The organism is Corynebacterium sp. TAE3-ERU30 (genome assembly GCF_019209925.1).
GTDB lineage: Bacteria > Actinomycetota > Actinomycetes > Mycobacteriales > Mycobacteriaceae > Corynebacterium > Corynebacterium megadyptis.
In genome coordinates this window covers 120,052-146,539 of sequence record NZ_JAHUTO010000002.1, presented here as the reverse complement: position 1 = coordinate 146,539, position 26,488 = coordinate 120,052, and the positions used below count along the sequence as shown (strand labels likewise).

Below are 26,488 nucleotides of genomic sequence, written 5' to 3'. Positions count from 1 at the left end.
TCACAGGCACTACGCACTGACACGACTACATTTTTGGACAACATGCTGGACGAAACAACCGAGAGCAGGAAGAACATGGCGGAGCTGACGATCTCCTCCGATGAGATCCGTAGCGCGATTGCTAGCTACACCTCGAGCTACTCCCCGGAGGCCTCCCGCGAGGAGGTCGGCGTGGTCATTTCGGCAGCTGACGGTATTGCCCAGGTTTCGGGGCTACCGTCGGTGATGGCGAATGAGCTGCTCGAGTTCCCTGGCGGCGTGATTGGCGTCGCTCAGAACCTTGACACTGACCGCGTCGGCGTTGTGGTTTTGGGTAACTACGAGACTCTTAAAGAGGGCGACGAAGTAAAGCGGACCGGAGAGGTCCTTTCGATTCCGGTTGGGGATGACTTCCTCGGCCGCGTTATCAACCCCCTGGGCCAGCCCATCGACGGCCTGGGCGAAATTGCATCGCAAGAAGAGCGTGCCCTGGAGCTGCAGGCACCGTCCGTGCTGCAGCGCCAGCCGGTCGAAGAGCCGATGCAAACCGGCATCAAGGCAATCGACGCAATGACCCCGATTGGTCGCGGTCAGCGTCAGTTGATCATTGGTGACCGCAAGACCGGTAAGACCGCGGTCTGCATCGATACCATTCTGAACCAGAAGGCCAACTGGGACAGCGGCGACCCGCAAAAGCAGGTCCGTTGTATCTATGTGGCCATCGGCCAGAAGGGCTCGACCATCGCTGGAGTCCGCGAGACTCTGCGCGAGCACGGCGCACTGGATTACACCACCATCGTGGCGGCCCCGGCCTCCGATGCTGCAGGCTTCAAGTGGCTGGCTCCCTTCTCGGGCGCCGCTCTGGGCCAGCACTGGATGTACCAGGGCAAGCACGTGCTGGTGATCTACGATGACCTCACCAAGCAGGCCGAGGCGTATCGTGCGATCTCCCTGCTGCTGCGCCGTCCTCCGGGACGCGAGGCTTACCCCGGTGACGTCTTCTACCTGCACTCCCGTCTGCTGGAGCGCGCTGCGAAGCTCTCCGACGACATGGGTGCCGGTTCGCTCACCGCATTGCCGATCATCGAGACCAAGGCGAACGACGTGTCCGCCTTCATCCCGACCAACGTGATCTCCATCACCGACGGTCAGGTCTTCCTCGAGTCCGACCTGTTCAACCAGGGTGTCCGCCCCGCTATTAACGTGGGTATTTCGGTCTCCCGTGTGGGTGGTGCCGCTCAGACCAAGGGCATGAAGAAGGTCTCCGGTAACCTGCGTCTGGATCTGGCCGCATACCGCGACCTGGAGGCATTCGCTGCCTTCGCTTCGGATCTGGACTCCGCTTCCAAGCGCCAGCTCGAGCGCGGACAGCGCCTCGTGGAGCTGCTGAAGCAGGCAGAGAACAACCCGATGAGCGTGGAGGACCAAATGGTCTCCATCCACCTCGCGAACGAAGGCGTCTTCGACTCCGTTCCCGTTGAGGACGTCCGTCGTTTCGAGTCTGAGCTGCACGAGCACCTGCATGCCTTTGCCGGTGACGTGTTCGAGCAGATTAAGGGCGGCGTTCCCTTCTCTGATGAGTCCAAGGATCAGCTGCGCCAAGAAGCCGATAACTTCGCGGCCAGCTTCCAGGCCTCGGACGGAACCCCGATTATCAATGAGCCGGAAGTTGATGCACTCGACGAGACGGAAGTCAGCAAGAGCCAGATTTCCGTGTCCAAGAAAGCTGCTAAGAAGTAAGCAGTGATGCACACAATGACCGTCCAAGGAAAAGAAGGGAGGCGATGATTCATGGCTAATCTTCGCGAGCTTCGCGACCGCATCAGGTCAGTGAACTCCACTAAGAAGATCACTAAAGCTCAAGAAATGATCGCCACCTCGCGAATCACCAAGGCCCAAGCACGGGTTGAGGCCTCGCAGCCGTATGCGGTCGAGTTGCACCGTGTGATCAACAAGCTGGCATCCGCCAGCTCCCTGGATCATCCGATGCTGCACGAGCGTGAAAACGGCAAGCGTGCCGCCGTGTTGGTGGTTTCGAGTGACCGAGGAATGGCCGGTGGCTACAACCACAACGTGTTCAAGAAGGCAGCGGAGCTTACGCGCATGCTGGAGGATCGCGGTTACGAAACGGTGCGCTATGTCACCGGTAACAAGGGTGTTGGCTACTACAGTTTCCGAGGCGAAGAATTTGCGGGTGCGTGGACTGGGTTCTCGCAAGACCCGTCATGGAAAGAAACGCACGACGTGCGTCGTCACCTGATCGATGGCTTCCTGGCCAGCTCCGAGGGCTACACCAAGCCCCGTGAGGGCTTGAAGAGCGATGAGGGCGAGGGCGTTCAGGGCTTTGACCAGGTCCACGTTGTCTACACCAAGTTTGAGTCGATGCTGACCCAGACCGCTTCGGTGCAGCAGGTGCTGCCCATCGAGCCGGTCCTGGAAACTGAGGAGTTCGACTCCGAGGACTCCATCCTGACTCAACACCAGGGTGTGGCAGCGGACTACCTTTTCGAGCCCGACGCAGACACTCTTCTGGCAGAGCTTTTGCCGAAGTATGTCTCGCGCACCGTGTACGCCCTGTTCCTGGAGGCCGCTGCGGCAGAATCCGCTTCCCGCCGCACCGCCATGAAGTCCGCTACGGACAATGCAACCGAGCTGGTCAATGACCTCTCCCGCGTTGCCAACCAGGCTCGACAGGCTCAAATTACGCAGGAAATCACAGAGATCGTCGGTGGCGCGGGAGCGCTCGCCGAAAGCGGAGAAAGTGACTAAATTATGTCTACAGCTCTACAAGAGCACGATGCTCAGACCGCAATTGCCGGTCGAGTAGTTCGTGTCATTGGGCCGGTTGTCGACGTGGAATTCCCCCGCGGCGCTCTTCCGGCACTCTTCAACGCCATGACAGTCGAGGTCACCCTCGAAGCAGTGGCAAAGACCATCACCCTCGAGGTCGCTCAGCACCTGGGCGATAACCTCGTGCGCGCCATCTCCATGGCCCCCACCGACGGCCTCGTCCGCGGTGCGGAGGTCAAGGACAGCGGCAAGCCGATTTCGGTGCCCGTGGGCGACGTCGTCAAGGGCCACGTGTTCAACGCCCTCGGTGACTGCCTCGACGAGCCGGGTCTCGGCCGCGACGGCGAGCAGTGGGGCATCCACCGCGAGCCGCCGGCATTCGACCAGCTCGAGGGTAAGACCGAGATCCTCGAAACCGGCATCAAGGTGATTGACCTTCTCACCCCCTACGTGAAGGGTGGCAAGATCGGTCTCTTCGGTGGTGCAGGTGTGGGCAAGACCGTGCTCATCCAGGAGATGATCACCCGTATCGCCCGCGAGTTCTCCGGTACCTCGGTGTTCGCCGGCGTCGGTGAGCGTACCCGTGAGGGTACGGACCTCCACCTCGAGATGGAGGAGATGGGCGTGTTGCAAGACACCGCGCTTGTCTTCGGCCAGATGGATGAGCCGCCAGGAGTGCGTATGCGCGTGGCCCTGTCCGGTCTGACCATGGCGGAGTACTTCCGCGATGTCCAGCATCAGGACGTGCTGCTGTTCATCGACAACATCTTCCGCTTCACTCAGGCTGGCTCTGAGGTGTCCACCCTGCTGGGTCGTATGCCTTCGGCCGTGGGCTACCAGCCCACCCTGGCTGACGAGATGGGTGTCCTGCAGGAGCGCATTACCTCCACCAAGGGCAAGTCGATTACCTCGCTGCAGGCCGTGTACGTCCCTGCGGACGACTACACCGACCCCGCCCCGGCCACCACCTTCGCCCACCTCGACGCCACCACCGAGCTTGATCGTGGTATCGCATCGAAGGGTATTTACCCGGCCGTGAACCCGCTGACCTCTACCTCTCGTATCCTCGAGCCCGGTATTGTCGGCGAGCGTCACTACGCAGTGGCGCAGCGCGTGATCGGTATTCTGCAGAAGAACAAGGAACTGCAGGACATCATCGCCATCCTCGGTATGGATGAGCTCGGCGAGGAAGACAAGATCACGGTGCAGCGTGCCCGTCGTATCGAGCGCTTCTTGGGCCAGAACTTCTTCGTTGCTGAGAAGTTCACCGGTCTGCCCGGCTCCTACGTGCCGCTGGAGGACACCATCGACGCGTTCGAGCGCATCTGCAACGGCGAGTTCGACCACTACCCGGAGCAGGCCTTCAACGGTCTCGGCGGGCTGGACGACGTCGAGGCTGCCTACAAGAAGATCCAAGCGGAAGGTTAAGGGCTAAGCTATGGCTGACATCGCCGCAGAACTGGTCTCCGTGGAACGCGTGCTGTGGTCCGGTCGGGCCACCATCGTCACCGCGCAGACCATCGAAGGTGAAATCGGCGTGTTGCCAGGGCATGAGCCTATGCTCGCTCAGCTCGTCGACAATGGCGTGGTGACTCTGACCGCGACAGACGGCCAGAAGAAGGTCGCCGCCTGCCAGGGTGGTTTCCTCTCCGTCACTCCGGAGAAGGTCACCGTGCTGGCCGACTATGCAACGTGGGCCGACGAGGTGGATTCTTCCGCCGCTGAGTCCGCATTGGCCACGGGCGACGCTGTGGAGAAGGCTCGGGCAGAAGCCGAGCTGAAGGCAGTTCGTCGCCACGCGGGCTAAAGCCCCAAGGCTGACACGCTACTGAATAAAGGCGCTATCCCAGACAGGGGTGGCGCCTTTTCTTGTGCCATATCTGTTCCCGTGCTGTGTCTGTTCTCGTGCTGTCCCTGTTCTTGTCGCACGCGTATTGCCTTGCTTCGCCGCGCGTCTCACAGCAGACATCAGAGGAGATAGCGGCGAGTTGGCGTCGATAAGCGCAGCTAGAAGCAATAATGAAGAAGATGGTCTGCAATAGATGTAGACTGGGAATAATTTCCGAGTCTCTGAGTACCTGATGCGCGGCGGGAGAGTGGCAATGGAAGTGCGAGTGATCGCCAGTGTGATTATTGCGGCAGCCGGAGTGGCGGCCCTCCTCGTTCTGTGGCGATTTTTTACGCTGCGATCCCAGGGCACCCCGGTTATTATGCGGCGGCTGCCCGCCGAAGGAGTGCATGGCTGGCGTCACGGAATGCTCCGCTATCGCGGCATGGTGCTCTATTACTACAAGGTGCGCTCTCTTTTGCCTTCCCCGAATATGGTGTTCAGCCGGTCCGATACCCAGGTGGTATCTCGGCGCCGGATCACCGCGGGGGAGGCTTCTTTTATGGAGCCGTATCTGTCCATCCTGGAGCTGGATATCGCCGGCCAGCACTACGAAGTAGCCTTGGACGCACACAGCGAAATGGCGCTGACCGCGTGGATTGAAGCGGCGCCCTCACGGCAGCGCGTGCGCACCAATTTGCGGGCCGCACGCTCGTATTTTCGCGAAAGCCAGGGACATCAATAGCTCTCAGACCCCGCCGCTGACTCTGTTAATGTAGTCAGAATGCGTCTTGTGATTGCTCGTTGTTCCGTTGATTATGTGGGTCGGCTCGAGGCCCATCTCCCCACCGCCGATCGGCTGCTGATGATCAAAGCCGACGGCTCCGTGTCCATCCACGCCGATGATCGCGCCTATAAGCCGCTGAACTGGATGACGCCCCCCTGCACGCTCACCGAGCAGGCCATCGACGATGCCGACGAGGCCGAGGCCGGGGTGCGGCTATGGGTGGTAGAAAACTCCAAAGGTGAGCAACTACGCATCACAGTCGAGGCCATCCACTCCGAATTGGAATACGACCTCGGCGAGGACCCAGGCCTGGAAAAAGACGGGGTGGAGCAGCACCTGCAGGAGCTCCTGGCCGAACACATCACCACCCTCGGCCCCGGCTATACGCTCATTCGCCGCGAGTATTTCACCGCGATCGGGCCGGTGGATATTCTCTGCCGCGACGAAAAAGGCCAGACCGTTGCGGTCGAGATCAAGCGCCGCGGAGAAATCGATGGTGTGGAGCAGCTCACCCGCTACGTGGAACTACTCAACCGCGACGAGCTACTGAAACCGGTCCGCGGCATCTTCGCCGCCCAGAAGATCAAACCCCAGGCACGCACCCTTGCCGAAGATCGCGGGTTCTCCTGCGTAGTCCTCGACTATAACGAGCTGCGCGGGCTCGAATCCGACGAGCTGCGCCTGTTCTAAGCAGGGGAAAAGGCGGGTAGGCGGCGTCGATAAGCGGCGGTGCTACTACGCATCAGAGTGGCAGTGGAATAACCGCAGATACACGGGAGGTAAGTGTCGTGCCGCGGAGGAATCGCAGAAACACCACGGGACGCTATGCCCGGCGCCCGTTGCCGCGCGATGGCAGCGGCTATTGGGGTACCCGCGTGGAGGAGGGGCCGAGTTATAGCTTCGGCCGCGACTATTATGTGCGCGAGATGGGCGGGCCCTCGGCGGTGAAGGACTATGTGTGCCCGGGCTGTCAGGGGCCGATCTACGCGGGCACGGCGCATATTGTGGCGTGGCCGAAAGACACGATGCGCGGTGCCGCTGATCGTCGTCATTGGCACCGCGCATGTTGGGCGCGCCGCTAGGGGCGGCGCCCAAAAGGGAGTGGGGGAGTTACTTCACCGGCTCAGTGAGCTCGAGAAGCACGCCGCCGGCATCCTTCGGGTGAACGAAGTTGATGCGGGCGCCGCCGGTGCCCTGCTTCGGTGCATCATAGAGCAGGCGCACGCCCTGGTTGCGCAGGTGCTCGCAGAGGGCGTCCATGTCGTTGGTGCGCAGGCACATCTGCTGCAGGCCGGGGCCCTTCTTATCGATGAACTTCGCAATGGTGGACTGCTCGTTCAGCGGGGCGAGGAGCTGAATCATGCCGTCGGTGGCGGACATGTTCTTCGGGCCGATCATGGCCTCGTGCACGCCCTGTTCTTCATTGACTTCGTCGTGGTGGTTCACCCAGCCGAATGCGGAGCGGTAGAACTCCACGGCGGCGTCGAAGTCGGGAACAGCGATACCCACGTGGTCTAGGCAGACGACGTACTCGTGGGGAATCTCAATGCCAGAAATGTCATTACTCATGCTCCCCACTTTAAGCCACTTAGCAGCGGCTGTGGGGCAGAAGCCGGCCGCGAGAACTGAGAGAAACCACACTGTGACACAACACGAGCGCGTGTCGCTTATCGACGCCGCCCGCTGCCACCACACCCATCGCCGGTGGCAGCGCGGCCGCAAACACGCAGCTAGGATGTGTCCCATGTTGATTGCTTTTTCTGTTGCACCTACCGTCACTCCCACGACGGACGCCGAGATGTCTGGGGCTGTTGCTGAGGCGGTGCGCGTTGTGCGCGCCTCCGGCCTGCCGTGTGAAACCAATGCCATGTTCACCCTCGTCGAGGGCGACTGGGATGAGGTGATGGACGTGGTCAAGCGCGCCACGGAGGCGGTGATGGAGGTGAGTCCTCGGGTGTCGCTGGTGTTGAAGGCCGATATTCGGCCCGGCTACAGCGACCGGCTGAAGGGCAAAGTAGCATCGCTAGAAAAGCACCTGAGTGAGGCTGAGTGAGGATGCGGCCGAACTCACGGTAGACGACACTACGCAGAATTACACTACGCAGAACTAAGGAGCACCATGGCTGAGAACGCACCTGAACGATTTGTTGCTGGGGCTATTGATCTGGGGGAGGTGAAATCCCGCGCGGAGGCGAAGGGCCACACCCAGGGTCGCGATGCGGGGCACACCGTGGCACCGGTGGTGGATGTCACCGAGCAGAACATTAAGTCCGAGGTGCTGGAGCGTTCCATGCAGGTGCCGGTGGTGGTGCATATCGGTACCCAGCGCTCGCCCGAGTCCGCGGAGATGCACACCGTGTTGAGCCGTCTCGCCAACACGCAGGAGCAGATCAGCTGGATCTACGCCTATCTGGACGCCGATCGCACCCCGCAGCTCGCCCAGGCGCTGGGCGTGCAGGGCCTGCCGACCGTGCTGGCGCTCGCCCAAGGCCAACCGATTACCGACTTCCAGGGCGGTCAGCCCGAGGAGGCGCTGCAGCAGTGGACCGCCGCTGTGGTGGGGGCTGTCGCCGGCAAACTCGAGGGGCTGCCGGGCGAGGAGCCGGAAGAAGATCCCCGTATTGCTCAGGTGCGTAGTCTCCTTGACGCCGCGGAGCCTGATCTCGATCAGGCGCTGCCGATCCTCGAGGAGGCCCTGGCCGAGCATCCGGAGGATCCGGAGCTGGTGCAGCTGTCTAAGCGTGCCGAGGTGATCCAGCGTGCGCGTGCAAGCGAGGCTGCCGCGGACGATGAGGGGGATGCGGCGCAGGGTGGCGTCGATAAGCACTACGCAGCAGCGGATGCGCTGATCGCGCATGGGCGTGTGGAGGAGGCCTTCGACGGGCTCATCGCGGCGATCACCCAGGCCGAGGGCGAAGAAAAGGCGGCCCTCAAGGACCGCCTCATCGAGCTTTTTGGCATGTACGAGACCGCTGACCCGCGCGTGTTGGCGGCGCGGGGCAAGCTGGCCTCGGCGCTGTACTAGCTAGCTGTCTAGCCGGTACCACTGCGCGGAGAGCGCGGGGATGTGCAGCGTCGTGGAGTAGGGGTAGCCGTCCCAGGCGCTGTCGGTGGCGTCGAAGCCGCTGCCGATATCGTTGCCCGCGCCCTCATAGGCGCCGGCATCGGTGTTCAGCAGCAGCGACCACCGGCCGGCCTCCGGCACGCCGAGGGTATAGGCCTGCTGGGAGGAGCCACCGAAGTTGAAGACGCAGAGCAGCTTCTCGCCCTTATCGCCGGTGCGGTAGAAGGCGAGGATGTTGTTGTCCGCGTCATCGGACTTGGCCCACTGGAAACCGGCGGGGTCGCTATCGAGCGAATAGAGCGCCGGTAGCTCCTTGTAGTTGGAGTTGAGATCGCGCACCAGCTGGTGCACGCCGCGATGATATTCGCCTTCCCAGCCCTCCATGTTTCCCCAATCGATGGACCGGTTTTCATTCCACTCCTGCACCTGGGCAAACTCCTGGCCCTGGAAGAGCAGGTTCTTGCCTGGGTGCGCCCACATATAGGCGAGCAGGGTGCGCACGCCGGCGGCCTTGTTCCAGGGATCGCCCGGCATCCGAGTCCACAGGGTGCCCTTGCCGTGCACCACCTCGTCGTGGGAGATGGGCAGCACGTAGCGCTCCGAGTAGGCGTAGACCATCGAGAAGGTGATCTCGTTGTGGTGGTACTTGCGGTGGATGGGGTCCTGCGCGAAATACTCGAGGGTGTCGTTCATCCAGCCCATGTTCCACTTCAGGGAGAAGCCGAGGCCGTCGTTGTAGGTCGGGGCGGTGACACCCGGCCAGGAGGTGGACTCCTCCGCAATAGTGAGCACGCCGGGGAAGGTACTGGCCACGGTGGCGTTGACTTCCTGCAGCAGCTGCTTGGCCTCGAGGTTTTCCCGGCCGCCGAATTGGTTGGGCAGCCACTCGCCCTCATCGCGGGAGTAATCCAGATACAGCATGGAGGCCACCGCGTCCACGCGCAGGCCGTCGATGTGGAATTCCTTGCACCAATACAGCGCATTGGCGACGAGGAAGTTGCGCACCTCGGTGCGGCCGAAGTCGAAGACATAGGTGCCCCAGTCGCGCTGCTCGCCGCGGCGCCAGTCAGGGTGCTCGTAGAGAGCCTCGCCATCGAAGCGGGCGAGAGCGAACTCGTCCTTGGGGAAGTGCGCCGGCACCCAGTCCACGATCACACCGATACCGCGGGCGTGGAAGGCATCCACGAGGGCACGGAATTGATCGGGGGTGCCCCAGCGCGACGTTGGTGCGTAGTAGCCCGAGACCTGATAGCCCCAGGAGCCGCCGAAGGGGTGCTCCGCCACCGGCAGGAACTCCACGTGGGTGTAGCCCATGTGATCGACATAGTCCACCAGCTCCACGGCGAGATCCTCGTAGGTGCGCCCCTGCTTCCACGATCCGAGATGCACCTCGTAGACGCTCATCGGCTCGGTCTGAGCATTGGAACGCGCCCGCTTGGTGATCCAGGCATCGTCCTTCCACTCATAGGTGGATTCGTTAATGATCGATCCCGTCGCCGGAGGCACCTCCGCCTGGCGAGCCATGGGATCGGCCTTATCGCGGCGGTAGCCCTCCTTGGTCTGGATGGCGTACTTATACACCTCGCCCGCACCGACGTTGGGGATAAACACCTCCCACACACCCGAGGACCCGAGCGAACGCATCGGATACTGGGCCGGGTTCCACCCGGAGAAGCTTCCCACCACGGCGACACCGATCGCGTTCGGCGCCCACACCGCAAAGGAGGTGCCGACCACCGGGCCCATCTCCGTGTCGATGGTGCGTACATGTGAGCCCAGCACCTCCCAGAGCCGCTCATGGCGGCCCTCACCAATCAGGTACAGGTCCGTCTCGCCGAGCGTGGGCAGGAAGTGGTAGCCATCAGCGACGGTGATCGGGTCCATCCCCGGCCAGGTGACGCGCAGGCGATAGTCAATCGGCTCCGAGGACTCGAGCAGCATGGCGAAAATGCCATCCGTGGTGTGCACCGCCTCATGGGTGCCGCCATCAGCAGTGAGGATCTCCACCTTCTCCGCGCCGGGCTGGCGGGTGCGGATCACCGCGCCGCTCGGGGTGGCGTGCCAGCCGTAGAAAGCATGGGGGTCGTGGTGCTGGCAATACCGCAGACGCTGCAAGTCGTGGTCGGGGATGCCGAGGGTGGGATCGTGAGGATCGAAGGGCATGGGGTGAGCTTTCTGTCGGATGGTCGGGTGGTTGAGCTACTACGCAGAAGAGTACGCGGTGTAGCGGATCGGGCTGAGAGCTGTCGTGTCCTCTGCCGGATCGGCGGTGGGCACGCGCCCTGAGAGGGTGGCGCACGGCACTGTGGGCAGGGGCGGAGCGGATGCTACGAAGAGCGAGGGGCGCCGGTGCTCAGCGGCGCGAGACGCTTATCGACGCCGTCTCGCTGCCACTCGCACTCTGCTGCGTAGTGCTACCCGCCGCAGTCGATGCCGCGCCGGGCACCGCAGCCGCCAGCGCCCTGTGCCGACGGTGGGACTAGAGGCGATAGTCCTCGATGGTGCGCCACGCCAGTGCTTCGCGCCGGGCAGGGGGCACGTCGGGCAGCACGAAGATGTGCGCGACGTTCTCCCAGGGCTTGAGGTTGACGTAGTTGGCGGCGCTCCAGGTGTAGCGGTTACCAGTGATCTGGTCGGTGACCTCGAACTCGGCATCCCAGTCTTGGCCGATGGCCTCCATGTTGAGGCGCACGGTGGCTGCGTGCTCGTTCCACGGGTCGAGATTGACGATCACCAGCACGGTGTTGCCGGTGAGGGCGTCCACCTTGGAGTAGGCGATCATCTGCTCGGAGTCGATGTCGTGGAAGTGGATGGAGCGCAGCTGCTGCAGGGCGGGCTGCTCGTGGCGAATCCGGTTGAGGGTGGTGATATAGGGCTCGAGGGAGTCGCCATTGCGCAGTGCGGCCTCGAAGTCGCGGGGGCGCAGCTCGTATTTCTCGGAGTCCATATACTCCTCGCTGCCGGGGGCCACGGCCTCGCCTTCGTAGAGCTCGAAGCCGGAGTACATGCCCCACAGCGGGGAGAGGGTGGTGGCCAGGGTGGCGCGGATAGCGAAGGCGCCACGGCCGCCCTCCTGCAAGGAGGCGTGGAGAATGTCGGGAGTATTGACAAAGAGATTGGGCCGGGAGATATCGGCCATGCGGGCAATCTCTTGGCCGAACTCGGTGAGCTCTTGCTTGGAGGTCTGCCAGGTGAAGTAGGTGTAGCTCTGGGAGAAACCTGCCTTGGCCAGGCCGTAGAGGCGCGGGCGGCGGGTGAAGGCCTCGGCGAGGAAGATCACCTCGGGGTTGGTCTCATGCACGGTGGCGATGAGCCACTCCCAGAAGTTGGTGGGCTTGGTGTGCGGGTTGTCCACGCGGAAGGTGGTCACGCCTCGCTTGATCCAGAACTTCACCACGCGCAGGACTTCGTCGTAGATGCCCTGTTGATCATTGTCGAAGTTGAGCGGGTAGATGTCCTGGTACTTCTTGGGCGGGTTTTCCGCATAGGCGATGGTGCCGTCCGGAAGGACGGTAAACCACTCGGGATGATCCTTAGCCCAGGGGTGATCGGGGGCGCATTGCAGCGCCAAGTCGAGGGCGATCTCGAGGTCCAGTTCCTTGGCGCGGGCGATAAGGGCGTCGAAGTCCTCGAGGGTGCCGAGCTGGGGGTGGACGGCGTCGTGGCCGCCGTCGCTGGAGCCGATGGCCCAGGGCGAGCCCACATCGTTCGGCTCGGTCACCAGGGTGTTGTTGCGGCCCTTGCGGTTGATCTCGCCGATGGGGTGGATCGGCGGGAAGTAGACAGTATCAAAGCCCATGGCCTTAATCCGCGGCAGTTGCTCCGCGGTGCTGGCGAAGGTGCCGTGCACGGGGGCGCCGGAGTCATCCCAGCCGCCGGTGGAACGGGGGAAGAGCTCATACCACGAGCTAACCAGGGCCTTGCGGCGCATGACCTCGACCTTGTGGGTGCGGCCGCGGGTGAGCAGTTCGCGCAGCGGGTGCAGGTCCAAGATACCGAGGATGTCCTTCGAGAGCGCGGGCGCGACGCGGGCGCGGACCTCGGCGTCGGAACGCAGCGTGGCGGCGACGTCGAGAAGCTGCTGCTGATAGGTCTTCGGCGCTTTCTTGGCGGCACGCTCGAAGAGCTGGGCGCCGGTCTCCAGATCGTTGGCCAGCTCGGCTGCGGACTGGCCGGCGTGGATTTTGGCGGTGACCGCGTGGCGCCAGGTGGCCATGGGATCGGACCAGGCGTCCACGCGGAAGCTCCACTGACCCGGCACATCGGGCACGAAGATCGCGTGGTGCTCGTCCTGGTCGAAGGCATCCGCGCTCATCGGGATGCGCTTCATCTTCGGAGCCACGGAGGACTCTTTGGGTCCTTTAACGTTGAGGGTGGCGGAAATAGCATCATGCCCCTCGCGCCAGACGAGGGCGAAGACGGGAACGACCTCACCAACGACGGCCTTGGAGGGGCAACGATTCCCTGAGATGTACGGGCGGACGTCATCAATACCGAGTCTGCCAGTCACAATAGACACCACTTTCTCTCGCTCCGCGCCGGCCGAAAAGGGCTCGAGCGCGGGGCAGTTTTATATAGACGATTTTGTATAGACGATGCGACGTTGAACCCCAAGTCTACTGGCTCAGAAGGGGAATTACAGGGTGCTGCTTTTGGTATTTTGACCACAGTTATAGGTGATAGTGACCAGTGCTCGGCGCGCGCTCAATCGATCCCGCCGCGCGCCACCGCAGCCGCCACCGCAGCCGCCGGGGCACTGCCGGGGCGCCGCTAGGGCGCCGCAGGGGGAGGCCAGGGTGTGGCTCGCCCACAGCACTGCATTTTTCCGCCATGATGGAGGCTATGAGTTCCTCGCCTGTAGCCCCCACGGATCCGGACCTGCTGATCGATTTTCGCGATATTTCCTTCGTGCGCGATGGTCGCGCCCTCCTGGGCAATATCACTTGGCAGGTGGAGCTGGACGAGCGCTGGGTGGTGATCGGCCCGAATGGTGCGGGCAAGACCACCCTGTTCCGCTTAGCCGCCGCAGAGGCCTTCCCCACCAGTGGTGTGGCCTTTCTCATGGGCGAGCAAGTGGGCAAGACCGATATGCGCGATCTGCGCACCATGATCGGCATGACCTCCTCGGCGATCGGCACCCGCATCCCCGAGGATGAAAAGGTGGCGGATCTGGTGATCTCCGCCGGCTATGCCATTCTCGGCCGCTGGCGCGAGGCCTATGAGGAAATGGACTTCGAGCACGCCATCGACACCCTCGAGCAGGTGGGCGCCCTGCATCTGCGGGATCGCACCTGGGGAACGCTCAGCGAGGGCGAGAAGAAGCGGGTGCTCATCGCCCGCGCGTTGATGACCAATCCCGAGCTGTTGCTTCTCGACGAACCGGGCGCAGGCCTCGACCTCGGCGGCCGCGAAGACCTCGTGGGCTATCTCGGCGATCTCGCCATGGACCCCGATGCCCCGGCCACGGTGATGATCACCCACCATGTGGAGGAAATCCCCCGCGGTTTCACCCACGCGCTGCTTCTCGACGAGGGCGGCATCGTCGCCCAGGGCCTCATTGATGATGTCCTCACCAGTGAGAACCTCACCACCACTTTCCACCAGCAGATCACCTTGGATCGTATCGACGGCCGCTATTTCGCCCGTCGCTCCCGCACCGGTGGGGCGCACCGCGCCCCGCGTTCCTAGGGCTACTACGCAGCAGAGTGATGGAGCGTCCCACCGCCCGCGATCTCTCCCAGGCCGCCCTGCGGCTGCCGCCGGGCCACACCCCGCCCGCCCCGCGGCTGGCGGCCACGGTGGTATTAGTACGCGACGGGCAGGCCGGTCTTGAGGTCTATGCCCAGCACCGAGTGAACTCCATGCCCACCTTCCCCTCGGCCACGGTATTTCCCGGCGGTGGGGTGGACCGCGGCGACTATCTTTCTTCCGCCATGCACGCTGCGTTGTGGCAGGGGCCGTCGCCTGAGCAGTGGGCACACAGACTCGGAGTTGCGCCGAACCACGCTGCGGCGATTGTGACCGCCGCGGTCCGCGAGCTCTTCGAAGAAACCGGCACGCTCATTGCCTGCGAGGGCACGCAGCAGCTGCTGCGGCGGGCGGATAGGTTTCATCAGCAACGCCTCGCGCTCGAGTCCAAGCAGCTCGGCTTCGGCGATTTCCTGCACACCCAGCAGCTGCAGATAGCGTCCTCGCTGCTGCACCCCTTCGCCCGCTGGATCGGCCCTCCCGGCGCGGCACGCAGCTTCGATGCTTTTTCCTTTGTGGTGGTTGCACCGCGCGAACAGCGACCCGATGCGGTCTCTGGGGAAACAACGACGGCCGGCTGGTACCGCCCCCAGGAGCTGCTTGATGGCTGGGCTGAGGGAACAGTGCAGCTCGTGCTGCCGACCTGGTCGAAGCTGCGGGTGCTCAGCGCCGTGGATTCTGTCGCCGCGCTCTTAGCGACGCTGCCAGAGGTGGACATGGAGCCGATCGTCGATAAGCCGGAATGCAATAGCTATTTCGGACGTGTGATCTCTGATGCGTAGTAGCAGTGGGGGCGGCAACTACACTGTAGGGCTATGTCCTTGAGCCCGAGCGAGGTGCATTTTCTCGCATCCCACGGTCCCGCCATCGCGCACTGGGCGCGGGAGCATGCCTGCACGAAGGCGAGCATGATCGCCGATCACGCCGCCGCCCGCGCGGAGTTCGGCGACTATGGTCGCGCCGTCGTTGAGCTGGTGAGCGCTCGCCGCTCGGCAGCGCAGAAGTTCCGCAGCGGTGGCGAGGGGTTGCTGATGTGCCAGGAATCCGCCCAACAGGCCACCCCGTGGCAGGTGGCGGCTGCCCGCGCCGAGCGGTTACGGGCGCTGTGTGGAGAGCAGGCGTTGGTCAATGATGTCACCTGCTCGATTGGCAGCGAGGGCTTAGAGCTCACCCGCGCCGGGCTGCGCTATCTCGGTTCGGATCTCGATCCGGCGCGGGTGGCCATGGCGGCCCACAATCTGGCGCAGGGGTGGTGCGTGCGCGCCGATGCCCTCGCCCCAGTGGCGCCCAGTGCCGATGTGGTGGTGGCGGATCCGGCGCGCCGGGCTGGCGGGCGGCGCATCACCAAGGTGCAGGATCTGGTGCCGCCGCTGCCGGATCTTCTGGCGGCCTATCCGGATACCCCTGTGGTGGTGAAGTGCGCCCCAGGCATCGACTACGCAGAATGGCCCGGGTTGGTGACGGTGGCGAGCGTGGCGGGGGCGGTGAAAGAAACCTGCCTCTATTCCGAGCAGCTCGGCGCGAGCGGCCGCGAGGCCTGGGTGATCGACGAGGCGGGCACGGTGGATCGCTATACCAGCGCCGAGGAGCCGCCGGAGGCGCCCGTGGGCGAGGTGGGCCGCTATATCATCGACCCCGATGGGGCCGTGGTGCGGGCGGGGCTGGTGCGCGCCTATGCCCAGCGCCATGGGCTGTGGATGCTCAATGAGCACATTGCCTATCTCACTGGGGAGCAGATCCCGCCGGGCGCGAGCGGCTTCGAGGTGCTTGAGGCCGTGCCCTTGAAGCAGCTGCGGCAGGTGATGAAGCGGCGCGCGGCGGGAAGCCTGGAAATTCTGGTGCGCGGGGTGGATGTGGATCCCGATGTACTACGTAAAAAACTGAAACTGCGTGGATCGCAGGCCTATGCCTGCGTGATCGCCCGCCTCGATCGGGGCGCGATGGCCTTTGTCTGCCATCCGCGGAAGCATTACGATGGTGTCCGCTAAGCAAATAGACAACAAAAGTGTGTTGAAATACTGCCCGAAGGAGATTGAACGAGCTCATGCCAGCATTGGTTGCACTGGTCAAGCACGTACCCGATACGTGGTCCACGAAGTCGCTCGAGGAGGATTTCACCCTCGACCGCGAGGCGGCGGACGAGGTGATCGATGAGATCAACGAGTACTCGGTGGAACAGGCACTACGCATCAAAGAGGCGCACCCCGATGCCGGCTTCCGCGTGGTGGCGCTGAGCATGGGCCCCGAGGGCGCCGAGGAGTGCCTGCGCAAGGCCCTCGCCATGGGTGCCGATGACGCGGTATTGCTTGTCGACGATTCTCTGGCGGGCTCCGACACGATGGGCACAGCCTGGGCGCTGCACAACGCGATCAACACCATCGATGATGTGGCGCTCATTATTGCTGGTAATGCCTCCTCCGATGGGCAGATGGGCATGATCCCGGGCATTCTGGCGGAATATCGCCAGCTCCCGGCGCTGACCATGGTGGCAGATGTGGACGCCGATCCGGAGGCAGGAACTGTGCAGGCCACGCGCACCGATCACCAGGGCAGCTACGAGATGAGTGCGTCCTACCCAGCTGTTGTCTCCATCAGTGAGCGCGCCGCGAAGCCGCGCTTTCCTAACTTCAAGGGCATTATGGCTGCCAAGAAGGCCGAGATCACGCGGATCGATCTGGCCGCTATCGGGGTGGATCCCTCCCAGGTGGGCGTGGCCCACTCCGCCACCGTGGTGCAGTCCGCCACGCCGCGTCCGGAGCGCGGCTCCGGCCAGATCGTCCGCGATAACGGTGACGGCGCGAAGGCCATCGCCGATTACCTGTCCTCCGAGGGCCTGCTCTAAAGCGCAGTCAGAAAGGCGTAGTGAACAACAATGACATACGTACTTGTCAAGCATTCTAATGGTGAGCTCGACGCAGTCACGGCCGAGCTGATTAGCGCTGGCCGCCAGCTCGGCGAGGTCTCGGCGGTGGTGGTGGGCACCCCCGGTACCGCCGAGGGTTTTGCCGCCCAGCTGGGGCAGTGGGGCGCAGAAATGGTGATCGCCGCCGAGTCGGAGTCTGTTACCGAGCGGCTCATCATCCCCGAGGTGGATGCCCTGTCGATGCTCGCCGCGGGCCAGCCCGGCCCGATCGTGGTGGCAGCCGGGGTGGCTGGATCTGAGATCGCCGGGCGGCTTGCGGCGCGTGTCGCCTCGGGCGTGCTCAACGATGTGGTGGCGATCAACCCCGATGGCACCGCATCGCAGTCCATCTTCGGTGACCAATACTCGGTGACAGCCGCTGTGGGCGGCGAGAGCCCGATCTATGCGGTGCGTGGCGGCGCCATCACGCCCGATGCGGCACCGGCCGCCGGGGCGCTGGCCACTATCGACCTGCCCGACTCCTCGCCGCTGGATGCCCAGGTCCGCTCCTTCATTCCCGCCGAGCGGGGGGATCGTCCGCAGCTCACCCAGGCTCCTGTGGTGGTGGCCGGTGGGCGTGGCTTGTCCTCTGCCGATGGCTTCAAGACCCTAGCCGAGCCGCTGGCGGATCTCTTCGACGGTGCGGTGGGCGCGACCCGCGACGCAGTGGACGAGGGCTTCTACGACGGCAACTATCAGATCGGCCAAACCGGTGTGACCGTCTCGCCGGATCTGTACATCGGCCTCGGTCTCTCCGGTGCAATCCAGCACAAATCCGGTATGCAGACCGCCAAGCGCATCGTGGTGATCAATAGCGATGAAGACGCCCCGATCTTCGAGATCGCGGACTTCGGCGTGGTCGGCGATGTCGACGAGGTGGTGCCGCAGCTGATCGAGGAGATCACCAACCGTCGCGGCTAGATAACTCCCTGTGCCCGCGTCGTGTACGTAGGGGGTAGCGACAGGCGCGGGTGGGGGAGTACGGGATGGGGCTCTGCTGCGTAGTAGCACAACCGGATGTAGGAGAAGCCAAGGAAGCAATGAAGCGCATCTATCTGGACTACGCAGCAACAGCACCGCTGCGCGAGACCGCTCGCCAGGCGTGGATCGAGGCCTCGGGGGCGCTCAACCCCGGCGGGCAGTATGGCTCGGGGCGGGCGGCGAATGCGCTGCTTTCTGAGGCGCGCGAAACTATTGCCGAGTGCCTCGATTGCGAACCGATTGAGGTAATTTTCTGCGGTTCGGGAACTGAGGCCGACAATCTGGCCGTCGCCGGGTTCGCGCAGGCCCAGCCCGAGCTGCCCGTGGCGAGTAGCCCGATCGAGCACCCGGCTGTGCGGGAGGTCGTGGCCCGCCACGAGTGCGAATATTTCACCGTCAGCCCCGGCGGCGCGGTGGACGAAGACTCCATCCGCTCGGTGCTGTCCACCTCGCACTCGGTGGCCACGATGATGCTGGCCAATAACGAAACCGGGGTCGTGCAGCCGGTAGAAACTCTGGTGGATGCAGCTGCGGCGGTGGATACGCCCGTGCATGTCGACGCCGTCCAGGCGGTGGGGCATATCCACGTGAGTTTCCGTGCGCTCGGGGCGCACACCCTAGCGGCGAGCGCGCATAAATTCGGCGGTCCCCGCGGGGTGGGGCTGCTGCTCGCCCGGCGCTCGCCGGTGCCGCAGCCGATTCTGTGTGGCGGCGGGCAGCAGCGCGGTATCCGCCCCGGCACTGTGGACGTGGCGGGGGCAGTGGCCACGGCTGCGGCTTTGCGGGAGGCGTGCGCGGAGATGAGCGTCGAAAAGCAGCGCCTAGAAGATGTGCGTGAGCGACTACGCAGTGGACTTCGGGGCTCCATTGACAATGTGCTCATGCATGGTGAGGGGCAACAGCTCTTGCCGGGGCATCTGCACTTCAGCGTGCCCGGGGCGGAGGGCGATAGCTTGATCATGCTCGCCGATAGTGCCGGGATCGAGTGCGCCACGGGCTCGGCGTGCGCGGCCGGGGTGAATCGCGCGAGCGAGGTGTTGCTGGCGATGGGGGTCTCGGAGGCGGATGCGCGCTCGGCGGTGCGTATGACGCTGGGGCGCACCACATGCGAGGAGGATATTGCGCGCGTCGTGGAGGAATTTCCGCGGATTGTTGAGATGGCCCGCGTCGCTGGGATGTGCTGAAGCGGGCTGGTGGGGCGATCCGGCGCCCGTTTAATGGAATCAGTTTCCAATAGGGTATGGTGATGGGCCATGAGTTCACCTATCACACCTGCTGCCACGACCCCAGTCACCGTATTGTCGGGATTTTTAGGGGCGGGCAAAACCACGCTGCTCAATCACCTGCTGCACGATGCCCGCGAGCGAAAAATCGCGGTGATCGTCAACGACTTCTCCGAAATCAACATCGACGCCGATCTCATCGCCAAGGGCAGTCACCTCGAGCGCGGGGAGGAGCGCTTCGTGGAACTGTCCAATGGCTGCATCTGCTGCACACTGCGTGAGGATCTCGTGGACAGCGTCGGCGAGCTAGCCCGCTCGCGGCGCTTCGATCACATCGTCATCGAATCCACCGGTATCTCCGAGCCGATGCCCGTCGCGGCCACGTTCGAGTGGACCTTCGACGACGGCACCCGCCTGTGCGATGTCGCCCCCATCAACTCGATGGTCACGCTCGTGGATGCCTCCACCTTCATCACCCAGCTGCAGCGCGGCGCCAGCTTCGACGAAAACGACGAGCGCACCATCGCCGATCTGCTCGTGGAGCAAACAGAATTCGCCGATCTCATCCTCATCACCAAAACCGATATCGCCGGCGAAGCCGCAACGGGGGCGACCATCGACGCGGTGCGCGCGATGAACCCGCGGGCGCGTATCGTGCCCGTGACCCACGGCGAGATCGCCGCCGATGCCATCCTCGACTCCGCTCTCTACGACGCCCAGACCGCGGCAACCTACCAGGGCTATACCGAGGAGCTCGCGAATCCGCACACACCCGAAACCGAGGAGTACGGGATTTCCTCCGTGGTCTTTCGCGGGGATCGCCCCTTCGATCGCGAGCGCTTGGTACAGGCACTACGCAGCACAACTGGATTGGTGCGTTCCAAGGGTCATTGCTGGCTCGCCGATCGCCTCGAGATGGCCCACGTGTGGAGCCAAGCAGGGCCCAATCTCACCATTCAGCCAGCCGCGCCCTGGGCGAGCGCGGGGGTGGCTCCCTCCAATGAAGTCGTGCTCATTGGGGTGAATTTCGATCAGCGTGCGGCGCTGCAGGCCTTCGAGGAGGCCATGCTCACCGACGAGGAGGCGCGGGCGTTGGTGCAGGTATAACTGCCGCTGCGGCCGCTGCAACGGCGGCAACGGCGGCAACGGCGCTTTTGGGTGCGGCTAGTGGAAGTCGCATCGGGCGGGAACGATGCTGCTGCGTAGTGCATCGGGATCCGGCAGCGCCCGATCGGAGGCCACCAGCACCGCGTTGGCGGCGCGAGCAGAACCCGATTTCAACACAGCGGCGGGGGCGATGATCCCGGTGTGTGCGAAAAATTCGTCGAGCACCACACGTTCGGCCCGCGCCGCGCCGGAGGTATTGGCGACGTAGATCCCGTCCGCGCTCAGGCTGCGGTGCACATTGTGCACGAACTCCCGCTCGGTGAGGGCTGCGGGCACAGCGCCGTCGGAGAAGCAGTCGCGGATGATGACATCGCGCGATTCCGGCCGAAAGGATGCGGTGGTGGCGGCGGCCTCGCCGACGCGAATCTTTATCTGTGGGGCGCGCGGGATGTCGAACCATTCCCGCACCTTTTCGGCGAGCACCGCGTCGTATTCCACCACCGAGTTGCGCGAGCGCGGATACACGTCCGCGAAGTAGCGCGGCAACGAGCAGCCGCCCCCGCCCAAGTGGGTGATGCGCAGCCGCTGCGGATCAAGCTGCGCCCGCACATGCTTATCGACGCAGGCCGCGATCCATTGCATGTAATCGAAAGCGAGATAGCGCGGTTCTCCGATTTTGAGGTGCGAAGAGGGGTGGCCATCAATATAGAGCCACCAGCCGTTATCGAATTTCAACGTCGCCTCGCCGTGGCTGAGCTCATAGTTTCCAGCAAGTGCCCGTGTGCTGGTGCTCGGATGCTTCTCGGTGCGGGAGCGGTTGCGGCGTGCCATATCGGTCCTTAGGTGGTGGGTGGGGTAGTCGAGCAGGTGGCTGCGTGGTCCTCGGGCGGTTGTTCGAGAGTGTCGATTCCCATGAGTTCGCGGAATAGGTGCGACTTCACCATGATCTCCTCCCATTCCGCAGCCGGGGTGGACAGGGCTGTGATCGCTCCGCCTACTCCGAAGCTCACCGTGGTGCCCTTGATGATGAAGGAGCGGATCACCATGCCGAGGTCGATGGCGCCGCTGCTACTGAGATAGCCGAGCGCCCCAGAATAGATGCCACGCGGGGCGCCTTCGAGCTGGTGAAGGATTTTCATCGTCGATATCTTGGGCGCGCCCGTCATGGAGCCACCAGGGAAGCAATCGCGCACGAGAGGGAGGGCATCGTCTCTACTGCGTAGTAGCCCAGAGACAGTAGAGACCAACTGGTGCACGCTCGGGTAGCTTTCAACGTCGAAGAGTTTCTCTACCGTGATCGAGCCTGGCTGGCAGTGGCGGGTGAGATCGTTGCGCACCAAATCGACGATCATCAAATTTTCGGCCTGCTCTTTTTCTGTGTGTAGCTCGGCTGCTAAAGCGCGATCGGTGGCGGGGTCGCTGTCGCGGCGTCGGGTTCCTTTGATCGGTTTCGATACCGCCCGGCCTGCAGCGTCGATGCTGAGCATCTTTTCTGGCGAGCAGGACAGGATCTGCACGTCGGGAAATTCGAGCAAGGCCGAATAGGGGGCGGGGTGGCGGCGTCGTAAATAGTCGAAGGCCGCGCACACATCCAGCTCTGCCTTCACCTCCAGCTGCGTAGTCAGACACACCTCATAGGTGTCGCCGTCGAGGATGTGGCGTTGCGCCTGAATGATTTTGTCCATGTAGCTGGCGCGATCGTCGCGGATACGCGGCGGCGAGAGCATCGTCACCGGCGGCCGCGCCGGCGGATGGCTGGGCTGGGCCATAGGGTGCTGCTCGGCGGGGAGGGGAGCAAGCGCGGAGATGGCGTCGATAAGCGACTGCTCGAGGCCGCCGCGGGCGAGCAGATGCATCTGCCCCTGTTCGCGATCGATCACGACGCAGCAGTCCACCCACATCCACTGGCTGGCCGGATCGGCGGAACGGGCGGTGGTGGCGGCGTCGGGGTCGTGCGTGGGCGTCTCATAGTCGAAGTAGCCCACCCAGCCGAGCGTGAATGCCCCTAGCTCCGGGGCGTCGCGGTCGATGTGCACGGTCGGCATGCTGGGCGCATCGTCGAAACCGAAGGACTCCACCTGGGAGCCGATGCCAAGATAGCTGAAGCGGTCGGCGGCGGCGCTGAGCCACATGGAGGCTGATGCGTAGTAGCGCGCCCACTGGCGGACTACGCAGTAGAGCTCCGACTCCTCGACGAGATGCGCGAAGCTATGAATCTGCACCTGGCAGCCGGCATGTTCGGCAGCTAAGTGCAGGAAGTTATCGAGAATCTGCAGCCCCGCGCCGGTGCGAATCGACTCGGGGTGAAACTGCACACCCCACTGCGGCAGACTGCGATGCGCGATCGCCTGAATCACCCCATCACTGGAACGAGCCAGCACCTCCATGCACTCGGGCAGGCGGGTAATCGCCAGCGAATGATAGCGCGTGGCTGCGCAGTCCTGCTCCACGCCGCGAAACAGCGGATGCTCGGTGTGGCTGATCGAGTCGACCCGCCCGTGCATCGGCTCCGGGGCGTGGCGCACCTCGCCGCCATTGACCACCGCCATCGCCTGCGCGCCCAGACAGATCCCCAACACCGGAATCCCGCGAGCCGTAGCCGCCTCCAATGCCGCGCTGGAACAGCCCAGCGCCGCCGGATCGTGCGGACTGCCCGGGCCCGGCGATAAGACGATCGCATCCACAGCGTCGAGCGGGGGCAGCGGAGCGCTATTGCGTAGTACGGTCACGCTCGCGCCGAGACGGTGAAAGTAGTCAACGAGGTTATAGGTAAACGAATCGACATTATCGATCAGCAGAACCTTCATGGGCCTTAATCCTAGAAGCCGCCGCCCGCCCCGACCGATCTGCCCCGCGCATCCGCCGCCAACTACGATGAAGCCTCACATGACCACCGCCGACAAGGAGGAGCATGAATCAGCGACCGCAGGGGCATTTCACCACCTTCCTCAACACCCGCCCCGTCCGCGGCTGGCAGCATCACCTGCGCCGCCTCCGCCACGATGCCCGCGCCTTCGGCAGCTGCCTCGACATGCCCCTTACGCTTCTCGACGCCACCCTCCAGCCCCATCTCGCCGCCCTGCCCAGCGATCCCTGCGTGGTGCGGATTACCGCCTATAGGGACTCCTTCGAGGTGAGCACCCGGCAGCTGCCGCCCCGCTGCGGGGCACCGATCACTCAGGTAGAAGAAGTGCCGTATCGGCGCTACTACGCATCAGAGAAACACACCGATATTCAGCCCGTCCGAGAACTTATCGCTGCTGCCCAATCACGCGGATACGACGACATCCTTTTCCGCTGCCCGGAGACAGGTGAACTCACCGAGGGGTCGTTTTGGTCCCTGGCAGTGCTGCGCGGCGGCCAGGTTCGCATCCCCGTCAGCCCAGATATTCTTCCCAGCACGACCCTCGCGTTCTTGCGGGAGCAGACACCGCAGCTGGGATGGCAGCCTGAGCATGTCTTCCGGCTCTCGGACTATGACGGTGCAATCGCCCTCAATGCCGTGCACGGGGTCCGTCAGATCAGTGCGGCACGTGGGTCTGCGCAGCAGGTGATCGACACGCTGACACAGCAGTGGCTGCACCCATCCAGCTAGCGCTTTGGGCGTGTCCGGAAGGGTGTCCGGCGGCGTGTCCGGCAGTCGCCGCTGCTGGAGGGGAATTACGTACAGCCACTCTGATGCGTAGTAGCAAACCGCGCCTGTTAGGATGAGGCCTCGTTTAACACTGGCGCCACGCACCGGCGCCGCACAGGAGTGAACTATCGGCACGAGCGCCAGCGACCCAGTGGCGCCGCCGGCCCTAACTACAGCCTTCGCGTCCACGGGCGTGGGGGAGCGCACAAGGAGGAGATCGAGCAGTGCGGGTTCTCGCAGCGATGAGTGGTGGGGTGGATTCTGCAGTGGCTGCTGCCCGGGCGGTCCGAGCGGGCCATGAGGTTATTGGTGTGCATTTGGCGTTGTCCCGCGATCCGCAGTCGGTTCGCGAGTCCTCGCGCGGGTGCTGCTCTTTGGAGGATTCGGCGGATGCGCGCCGGGTGTGCGATAAGTTGGGCATTCCTTTTTATGTGTGGGATTTCTCCGATCGCTTCAAAGAGGATGTGATCGATGATTTCGTGGACTCCTATGCGGCTGGCGAGACCCCGAACCCGTGTCTGCGCTGCAATGAAAAGATCAAGTTTCGAGCCTTGCTCGAGCGGGGTGTGGCGCTGGGCTTCGATGCGGTTGTCACGGGGCACTACGCACAGCTGACCCAGCCGAGCGACGGCGGGGACGGCTATCTGCGTCGTTCTGTGGATCCAGATAAAGACCAGTCTTATGTGCTGGGCGTGCTGGGTATCGAGGAGATCAAGCGCTGCATGTTCCCGGTCGGCGATACTCCCAAGCCGCAGATCCGCGAGGAGGCGAAGGAGATGGGATTCGCTGTCGCCTCGAAGCCGGACTCCTATGACATTTGCTTCATTCCCGACGGCAACACCCAGGCGTTTTTGGGCAAGCACATCGGGGTGCGCCCGGGCGCGATCGTCGATCAGGAAGGCGCGGTGCTGCGCCAGCACTCTGGGGTGCACGAGTACACCATCGGCCAGCGCAAGGGCCTAGATATTAAGGCCCCGGCCGCGAATGGGCGACCGCGCTATGTCACCGATATTGACGCCTCCACGGGCACCGTGGTGGTTGGTCCGCGCGAGGCGCTGACCGTCACCCGCATCGAGGCCGATCGGGTGAAGGTGCTCCACCCGGACATGGAGGGCGTGTTCGACTGCGAGGTCCAGGTGCGGGCGCATGGCGGCGTCGTGGCGGCGCGGGCGCAGGTGGATCGCGACGCCGATCGGCTCGTGCTGGATCTGCAGGAGCCGTTGCGTGGCGTCGCCCGCGGCCAAGCCGCCGTGCTCTATCGCCCCGATCCCGGCGGCGATATTGTGCTCGGCTCCGGCACTATTTGCGGGACGGGTCGATAATGGTTGCCTACTCTGTCGGCCCCATGCCTGGGCTTTCGCTTATCGACGCCGCCTCCGTGATCGCAGGCGAAACCGGCGATTATCGAGCCATCCCGCACTTGCCCCAGCGCGGTCTAGGCTCCGATGCTATCGGCCGCACTGCCAGCCTGCTGGAGGGGCTGCAGGTCTCCCGCGGCCCGCGCTCTTGGCGCATGGATGCGCGCCCCCAGCTCGCCAGCCGCCGCATACTCGACCGCACCGAACGAGACCTCGACGAGCTCGAATCCTGCTGGGGCACCGGCGTCGGCGGCGTCATCAAAGAGCAGATCGTGGGCCCGTGGAGTTTGGCGGCCTCCATCGAGCTCAGCACTGGCCAGCTGCTCCTCCGCGACCCTGGGGCCATGCGCGATCTCAGCGCCAGTCTGTACGAAGGCATCACCCGCCACATCGCCGAGATTCGGCGACGCTACTACGCATCAGTGTGGCTGCAAATCGATGAGCCGCTTCTCGCGCCCATTCTGCGCGGCACCCTCACCCCAGCCACCACCTTGGATCCCATCCCAGCGATCCACCGCGATGAGCTCACCCCGGCGCTGGCTCCACTCGGCTCCAGCGCCGACCGTCGTATCCTGCATGTTCCCAGCCTCACCCCGGATCAGATCAGGGTGGGCATGCATTTCGACGCGATCCTCAGCACCGCCACTGGGTGGGATAGCTCCACCAAAGATGCGCTCGCCGAGTCGATCGAGCAGGGCACTAGCCTCGGACTGAGGCTGGTGCGTAGTACAGATCATGTCGATGAACTCGGGGAGTGCCCCCGCGCCCGCGCCCAAGAGGCCGCCGGACTCATCGATGAACTGGCGCTGCCACGAGACGTCCTCGTCGATTCGGTGGATATTGCCCCGGAAGAAGATCTCAGCCGCGGCGATCTGCTCAGCGCGGCGCGCGCACTGAAGACGGCCCGCGTGGTGGGCGAGATGCTCAGCCGAGACGCCGGGGATCTCTAGGCGGCAACAGCGCACAGCCCGGCGCGGGGATGTGTGGTGGCGAGATGGCGTCGATAAGCGTTGCGCAGGCGGGGGAGAACTCGGATGCGGTTCGGTGAGCTAGGATTAGCAGCGCATCGATCACCTGCCGATCCAAG

Annotated in this window: 24 protein-coding genes; 19 read left to right on the top strand and 5 right to left on the bottom strand. The window is 63.9% G+C overall.

All coding sequences use genetic code 11. The features are described 5' to 3' along the window. The first annotated feature begins 42 nt into the window (after positions 1-42). The 7 genes from atpA to KR227_RS03645 all read left to right on the top strand — a co-directional run bounded on the left by atpA (position 43) and on the right by KR227_RS03645 (position 6,466). Entirely contained in the window at positions 43-1,719 is a 1,677-nt protein-coding gene (atpA, locus tag KR227_RS03675) for a F0F1 ATP synthase subunit alpha (protein ID WP_218363779.1), read from the top strand. A gap of 51 nt (positions 1,720-1,770) precedes the next feature. Continuing rightward, positions 1,771-2,748 carry a F0F1 ATP synthase subunit gamma gene (locus KR227_RS03670; protein WP_218363778.1) on the top strand — a complete coding sequence of 326 codons (978 nt, stop codon included), beginning with the start codon at positions 1,771-1,773 and terminating at the stop codon, positions 2,746-2,748. Between the two features lie 3 nt (positions 2,749-2,751). Next, entirely contained in the window at positions 2,752-4,197 is a 1,446-nt protein-coding gene (gene atpD / locus KR227_RS03665; RefSeq protein WP_151529961.1) for a F0F1 ATP synthase subunit beta, read from the top strand. A gap of 10 nt (positions 4,198-4,207) precedes the next feature. Continuing rightward, positions 4,208-4,576: a F0F1 ATP synthase subunit epsilon gene (locus KR227_RS03660; protein WP_218363777.1), complete on the top strand. Its 369-nt coding sequence runs from the start codon at positions 4,208-4,210 to the stop codon at positions 4,574-4,576. 307 nt (positions 4,577-4,883) lie between these two features. Then, positions 4,884-5,342, top strand: a complete 459-nt coding sequence (locus tag KR227_RS03655; RefSeq protein WP_218363776.1) for a DUF2550 domain-containing protein — start codon at positions 4,884-4,886, stop codon at positions 5,340-5,342. 39 nt (positions 5,343-5,381) lie between these two features. After that, positions 5,382-6,074, top strand: coding sequence for an endonuclease NucS (gene nucS, locus KR227_RS03650; RefSeq protein ID WP_218363775.1), 693 nt, complete (start codon positions 5,382-5,384; stop codon positions 6,072-6,074). Positions 6,075-6,172: 98 nt separating this feature from the next. Further along, positions 6,173-6,466 (top strand): hypothetical protein, encoded by a 294-nt coding sequence (locus KR227_RS03645; RefSeq protein WP_192796161.1) that lies wholly within the window; start codon positions 6,173-6,175, stop codon positions 6,464-6,466. Positions 6,467-6,494: 28 nt separating this feature from the next. Here the strand turns inward: KR227_RS03645 and mce are convergent, their stop codons facing one another. After that, entirely contained in the window at positions 6,495-6,953 is a 459-nt protein-coding gene (gene mce / locus KR227_RS03640) for a methylmalonyl-CoA epimerase (RefSeq protein WP_151529965.1), read from the bottom strand. A gap of 175 nt (positions 6,954-7,128) precedes the next feature. Between mce and KR227_RS03635 the strand changes: the two genes are divergently transcribed. Together KR227_RS03635 and KR227_RS03630 are read left to right on the top strand one after the other, a co-directional pair. Continuing rightward, positions 7,129-7,437, top strand: coding sequence for a thiamine-binding protein (locus KR227_RS03635; protein WP_218364327.1), 309 nt, complete (start codon positions 7,129-7,131; stop codon positions 7,435-7,437). Positions 7,438-7,503: 66 nt separating this feature from the next. After that, positions 7,504-8,409: a tetratricopeptide repeat protein gene (locus KR227_RS03630; protein ID WP_218363774.1), complete on the top strand. Its 906-nt coding sequence runs from the start codon at positions 7,504-7,506 to the stop codon at positions 8,407-8,409. Here KR227_RS03630 and glgB read toward each other — a convergent pair whose 3' ends face one another. Together glgB and KR227_RS03620 are read right to left on the bottom strand one after the other, a co-directional pair. Then, a complete protein-coding gene (glgB, locus tag KR227_RS03625; protein ID WP_218363773.1) occupies positions 8,410-10,611 on the bottom strand; it encodes a 1,4-alpha-glucan branching protein GlgB in 2,202 nt (733 codons plus the stop codon). 316 nt (positions 10,612-10,927) lie between these two features. Beyond that, the gene (locus KR227_RS03620; RefSeq protein ID WP_218363772.1) at positions 10,928-12,958 is read right to left on the bottom strand and encodes an alpha-1,4-glucan--maltose-1-phosphate maltosyltransferase; all 2,031 of its coding nucleotides are present in this window, start codon (positions 12,956-12,958) and stop codon (positions 10,928-10,930) included. 320 nt (positions 12,959-13,278) lie between these two features. Here KR227_RS03620 and KR227_RS03615 point away from each other — a divergent pair, with 320 nt between their 5' ends. The 7 genes from KR227_RS03615 to KR227_RS03585 all read left to right on the top strand — a co-directional run bounded on the left by KR227_RS03615 (position 13,279) and on the right by KR227_RS03585 (position 20,409). Next, positions 13,279-14,136, top strand: a complete 858-nt coding sequence (locus KR227_RS03615; protein WP_218363771.1) for an ABC transporter ATP-binding protein — start codon at positions 13,279-13,281, stop codon at positions 14,134-14,136. A 20-nt stretch (positions 14,137-14,156) separates the two neighbouring features. Further along, on the top strand, positions 14,157-14,978 hold the full coding sequence (locus KR227_RS03610) for an NUDIX hydrolase (protein ID WP_218363770.1): 822 nt from the start codon (positions 14,157-14,159) through the stop codon (positions 14,976-14,978). A gap of 33 nt (positions 14,979-15,011) precedes the next feature. Continuing rightward, complete coding sequence (locus KR227_RS03605) at positions 15,012-16,184, top strand: SAM-dependent methyltransferase (protein ID WP_218363769.1); 1,173 nt, start codon at positions 15,012-15,014, stop codon at positions 16,182-16,184. Positions 16,185-16,240: 56 nt separating this feature from the next. Further along, positions 16,241-17,038, top strand: a complete 798-nt coding sequence (locus tag KR227_RS03600; protein WP_151549044.1) for an electron transfer flavoprotein subunit beta/FixA family protein — start codon at positions 16,241-16,243, stop codon at positions 17,036-17,038. A gap of 30 nt (positions 17,039-17,068) precedes the next feature. After that, a complete protein-coding gene (locus KR227_RS03595) occupies positions 17,069-18,019 on the top strand; it encodes an electron transfer flavoprotein subunit alpha/FixB family protein (protein ID WP_218363768.1) in 951 nt (316 codons plus the stop codon). 119 nt (positions 18,020-18,138) lie between these two features. Beyond that, positions 18,139-19,263 carry a cysteine desulfurase family protein gene (locus KR227_RS03590; RefSeq protein WP_218363767.1) on the top strand — a complete coding sequence of 375 codons (1,125 nt, stop codon included), beginning with the start codon at positions 18,139-18,141 and terminating at the stop codon, positions 19,261-19,263. 69 nt (positions 19,264-19,332) lie between these two features. After that, positions 19,333-20,409 carry a GTP-binding protein gene (locus KR227_RS03585; protein WP_218363766.1) on the top strand — a complete coding sequence of 359 codons (1,077 nt, stop codon included), beginning with the start codon at positions 19,333-19,335 and terminating at the stop codon, positions 20,407-20,409. 57 nt (positions 20,410-20,466) lie between these two features. Here KR227_RS03585 and KR227_RS03580 read toward each other — a convergent pair whose 3' ends face one another. Continuing rightward, positions 20,467-21,240 (bottom strand): spermidine synthase, encoded by a 774-nt coding sequence (locus tag KR227_RS03580; protein ID WP_218363765.1) that lies wholly within the window; start codon positions 21,238-21,240, stop codon positions 20,467-20,469. 8 nt (positions 21,241-21,248) lie between these two features. After that, positions 21,249-23,216: a chorismate-binding protein gene (locus KR227_RS03575; RefSeq protein ID WP_218363764.1), complete on the bottom strand. Its 1,968-nt coding sequence runs from the start codon at positions 23,214-23,216 to the stop codon at positions 21,249-21,251. A gap of 104 nt (positions 23,217-23,320) precedes the next feature. On the opposite strand from KR227_RS03575, the gene KR227_RS03570 reads away from it, so the two are divergent. The 3 genes from KR227_RS03570 (at position 23,321) to KR227_RS03560 (ending at position 26,351) form a co-directional block, all read left to right on the top strand. After that, on the top strand, positions 23,321-24,004 hold the full coding sequence (locus KR227_RS03570; protein WP_218363763.1) for an aminotransferase class IV: 684 nt from the start codon (positions 23,321-23,323) through the stop codon (positions 24,002-24,004). A 263-nt stretch (positions 24,005-24,267) separates the two neighbouring features. Next, entirely contained in the window at positions 24,268-25,365 is a 1,098-nt protein-coding gene (gene mnmA / locus KR227_RS03565) for a tRNA 2-thiouridine(34) synthase MnmA (protein WP_218363762.1), read from the top strand. Continuing rightward, positions 25,365-26,351: a hypothetical protein gene (locus tag KR227_RS03560; RefSeq protein ID WP_218363761.1), complete on the top strand. Its 987-nt coding sequence runs from the start codon at positions 25,365-25,367 to the stop codon at positions 26,349-26,351. The genes mnmA and KR227_RS03560 overlap by 1 nt, the downstream gene beginning before the upstream one ends. Positions 26,352-26,488: the final 137 nt, after the last annotated feature.

Excerpts from the sequence above, each read along its gene's own strand:
- atpA (WP_218363779.1), top strand. The coding sequence starts at position 43 with ATGCTGGACGAAACAACCGAGAGCAGGAAGAACATGGCGGAGCTGACG.
- KR227_RS03670 (WP_218363778.1), top strand. The coding sequence starts at position 1,771 with ATGGCTAATCTTCGCGAGCTTCGCGACCGCATCAGGTCAGTGAACTCC.
- atpD (WP_151529961.1), top strand. The coding sequence starts at position 2,752 with ATGTCTACAGCTCTACAAGAGCACGATGCTCAGACCGCAATTGCCGGT.
- KR227_RS03660 (WP_218363777.1), top strand. The coding sequence starts at position 4,208 with ATGGCTGACATCGCCGCAGAACTGGTCTCCGTGGAACGCGTGCTGTGG.
- nucS (WP_218363775.1), top strand. The coding sequence starts at position 5,382 with ATGCGTCTTGTGATTGCTCGTTGTTCCGTTGATTATGTGGGTCGGCTC.
- mce (WP_151529965.1), bottom strand. The coding sequence starts at position 6,953 with ATGAGTAATGACATTTCTGGCATTGAGATTCCCCACGAGTACGTCGTC.
- KR227_RS03635 (WP_218364327.1), top strand. The coding sequence starts at position 7,129 with ATGTTGATTGCTTTTTCTGTTGCACCTACCGTCACTCCCACGACGGAC.
- KR227_RS03630 (WP_218363774.1), top strand. The coding sequence starts at position 7,504 with ATGGCTGAGAACGCACCTGAACGATTTGTTGCTGGGGCTATTGATCTG.
- glgB (WP_218363773.1), bottom strand. The coding sequence starts at position 10,611 with ATGCCCTTCGATCCTCACGATCCCACCCTCGGCATCCCCGACCACGAC.
- KR227_RS03615 (WP_218363771.1), top strand. The coding sequence starts at position 13,279 with ATGATGGAGGCTATGAGTTCCTCGCCTGTAGCCCCCACGGATCCGGAC.
- KR227_RS03610 (WP_218363770.1), top strand. The coding sequence starts at position 14,157 with ATGGAGCGTCCCACCGCCCGCGATCTCTCCCAGGCCGCCCTGCGGCTG.
- KR227_RS03605 (WP_218363769.1), top strand. The coding sequence starts at position 15,012 with ATGTCCTTGAGCCCGAGCGAGGTGCATTTTCTCGCATCCCACGGTCCC.
- KR227_RS03600 (WP_151549044.1), top strand. The coding sequence starts at position 16,241 with ATGCCAGCATTGGTTGCACTGGTCAAGCACGTACCCGATACGTGGTCC.
- KR227_RS03595 (WP_218363768.1), top strand. The coding sequence starts at position 17,069 with ATGACATACGTACTTGTCAAGCATTCTAATGGTGAGCTCGACGCAGTC.
- KR227_RS03590 (WP_218363767.1), top strand. The coding sequence starts at position 18,139 with ATGAAGCGCATCTATCTGGACTACGCAGCAACAGCACCGCTGCGCGAG.
- KR227_RS03585 (WP_218363766.1), top strand. The coding sequence starts at position 19,333 with ATGAGTTCACCTATCACACCTGCTGCCACGACCCCAGTCACCGTATTG.
- KR227_RS03580 (WP_218363765.1), bottom strand. The coding sequence starts at position 21,240 with ATGGCACGCCGCAACCGCTCCCGCACCGAGAAGCATCCGAGCACCAGC.
- KR227_RS03575 (WP_218363764.1), bottom strand. The coding sequence starts at position 23,216 with ATGAAGGTTCTGCTGATCGATAATGTCGATTCGTTTACCTATAACCTC.
- KR227_RS03570 (WP_218363763.1), top strand. The coding sequence starts at position 23,321 with ATGAATCAGCGACCGCAGGGGCATTTCACCACCTTCCTCAACACCCGC.
- KR227_RS03560 (WP_218363761.1), top strand. The coding sequence starts at position 25,365 with ATGGTTGCCTACTCTGTCGGCCCCATGCCTGGGCTTTCGCTTATCGAC.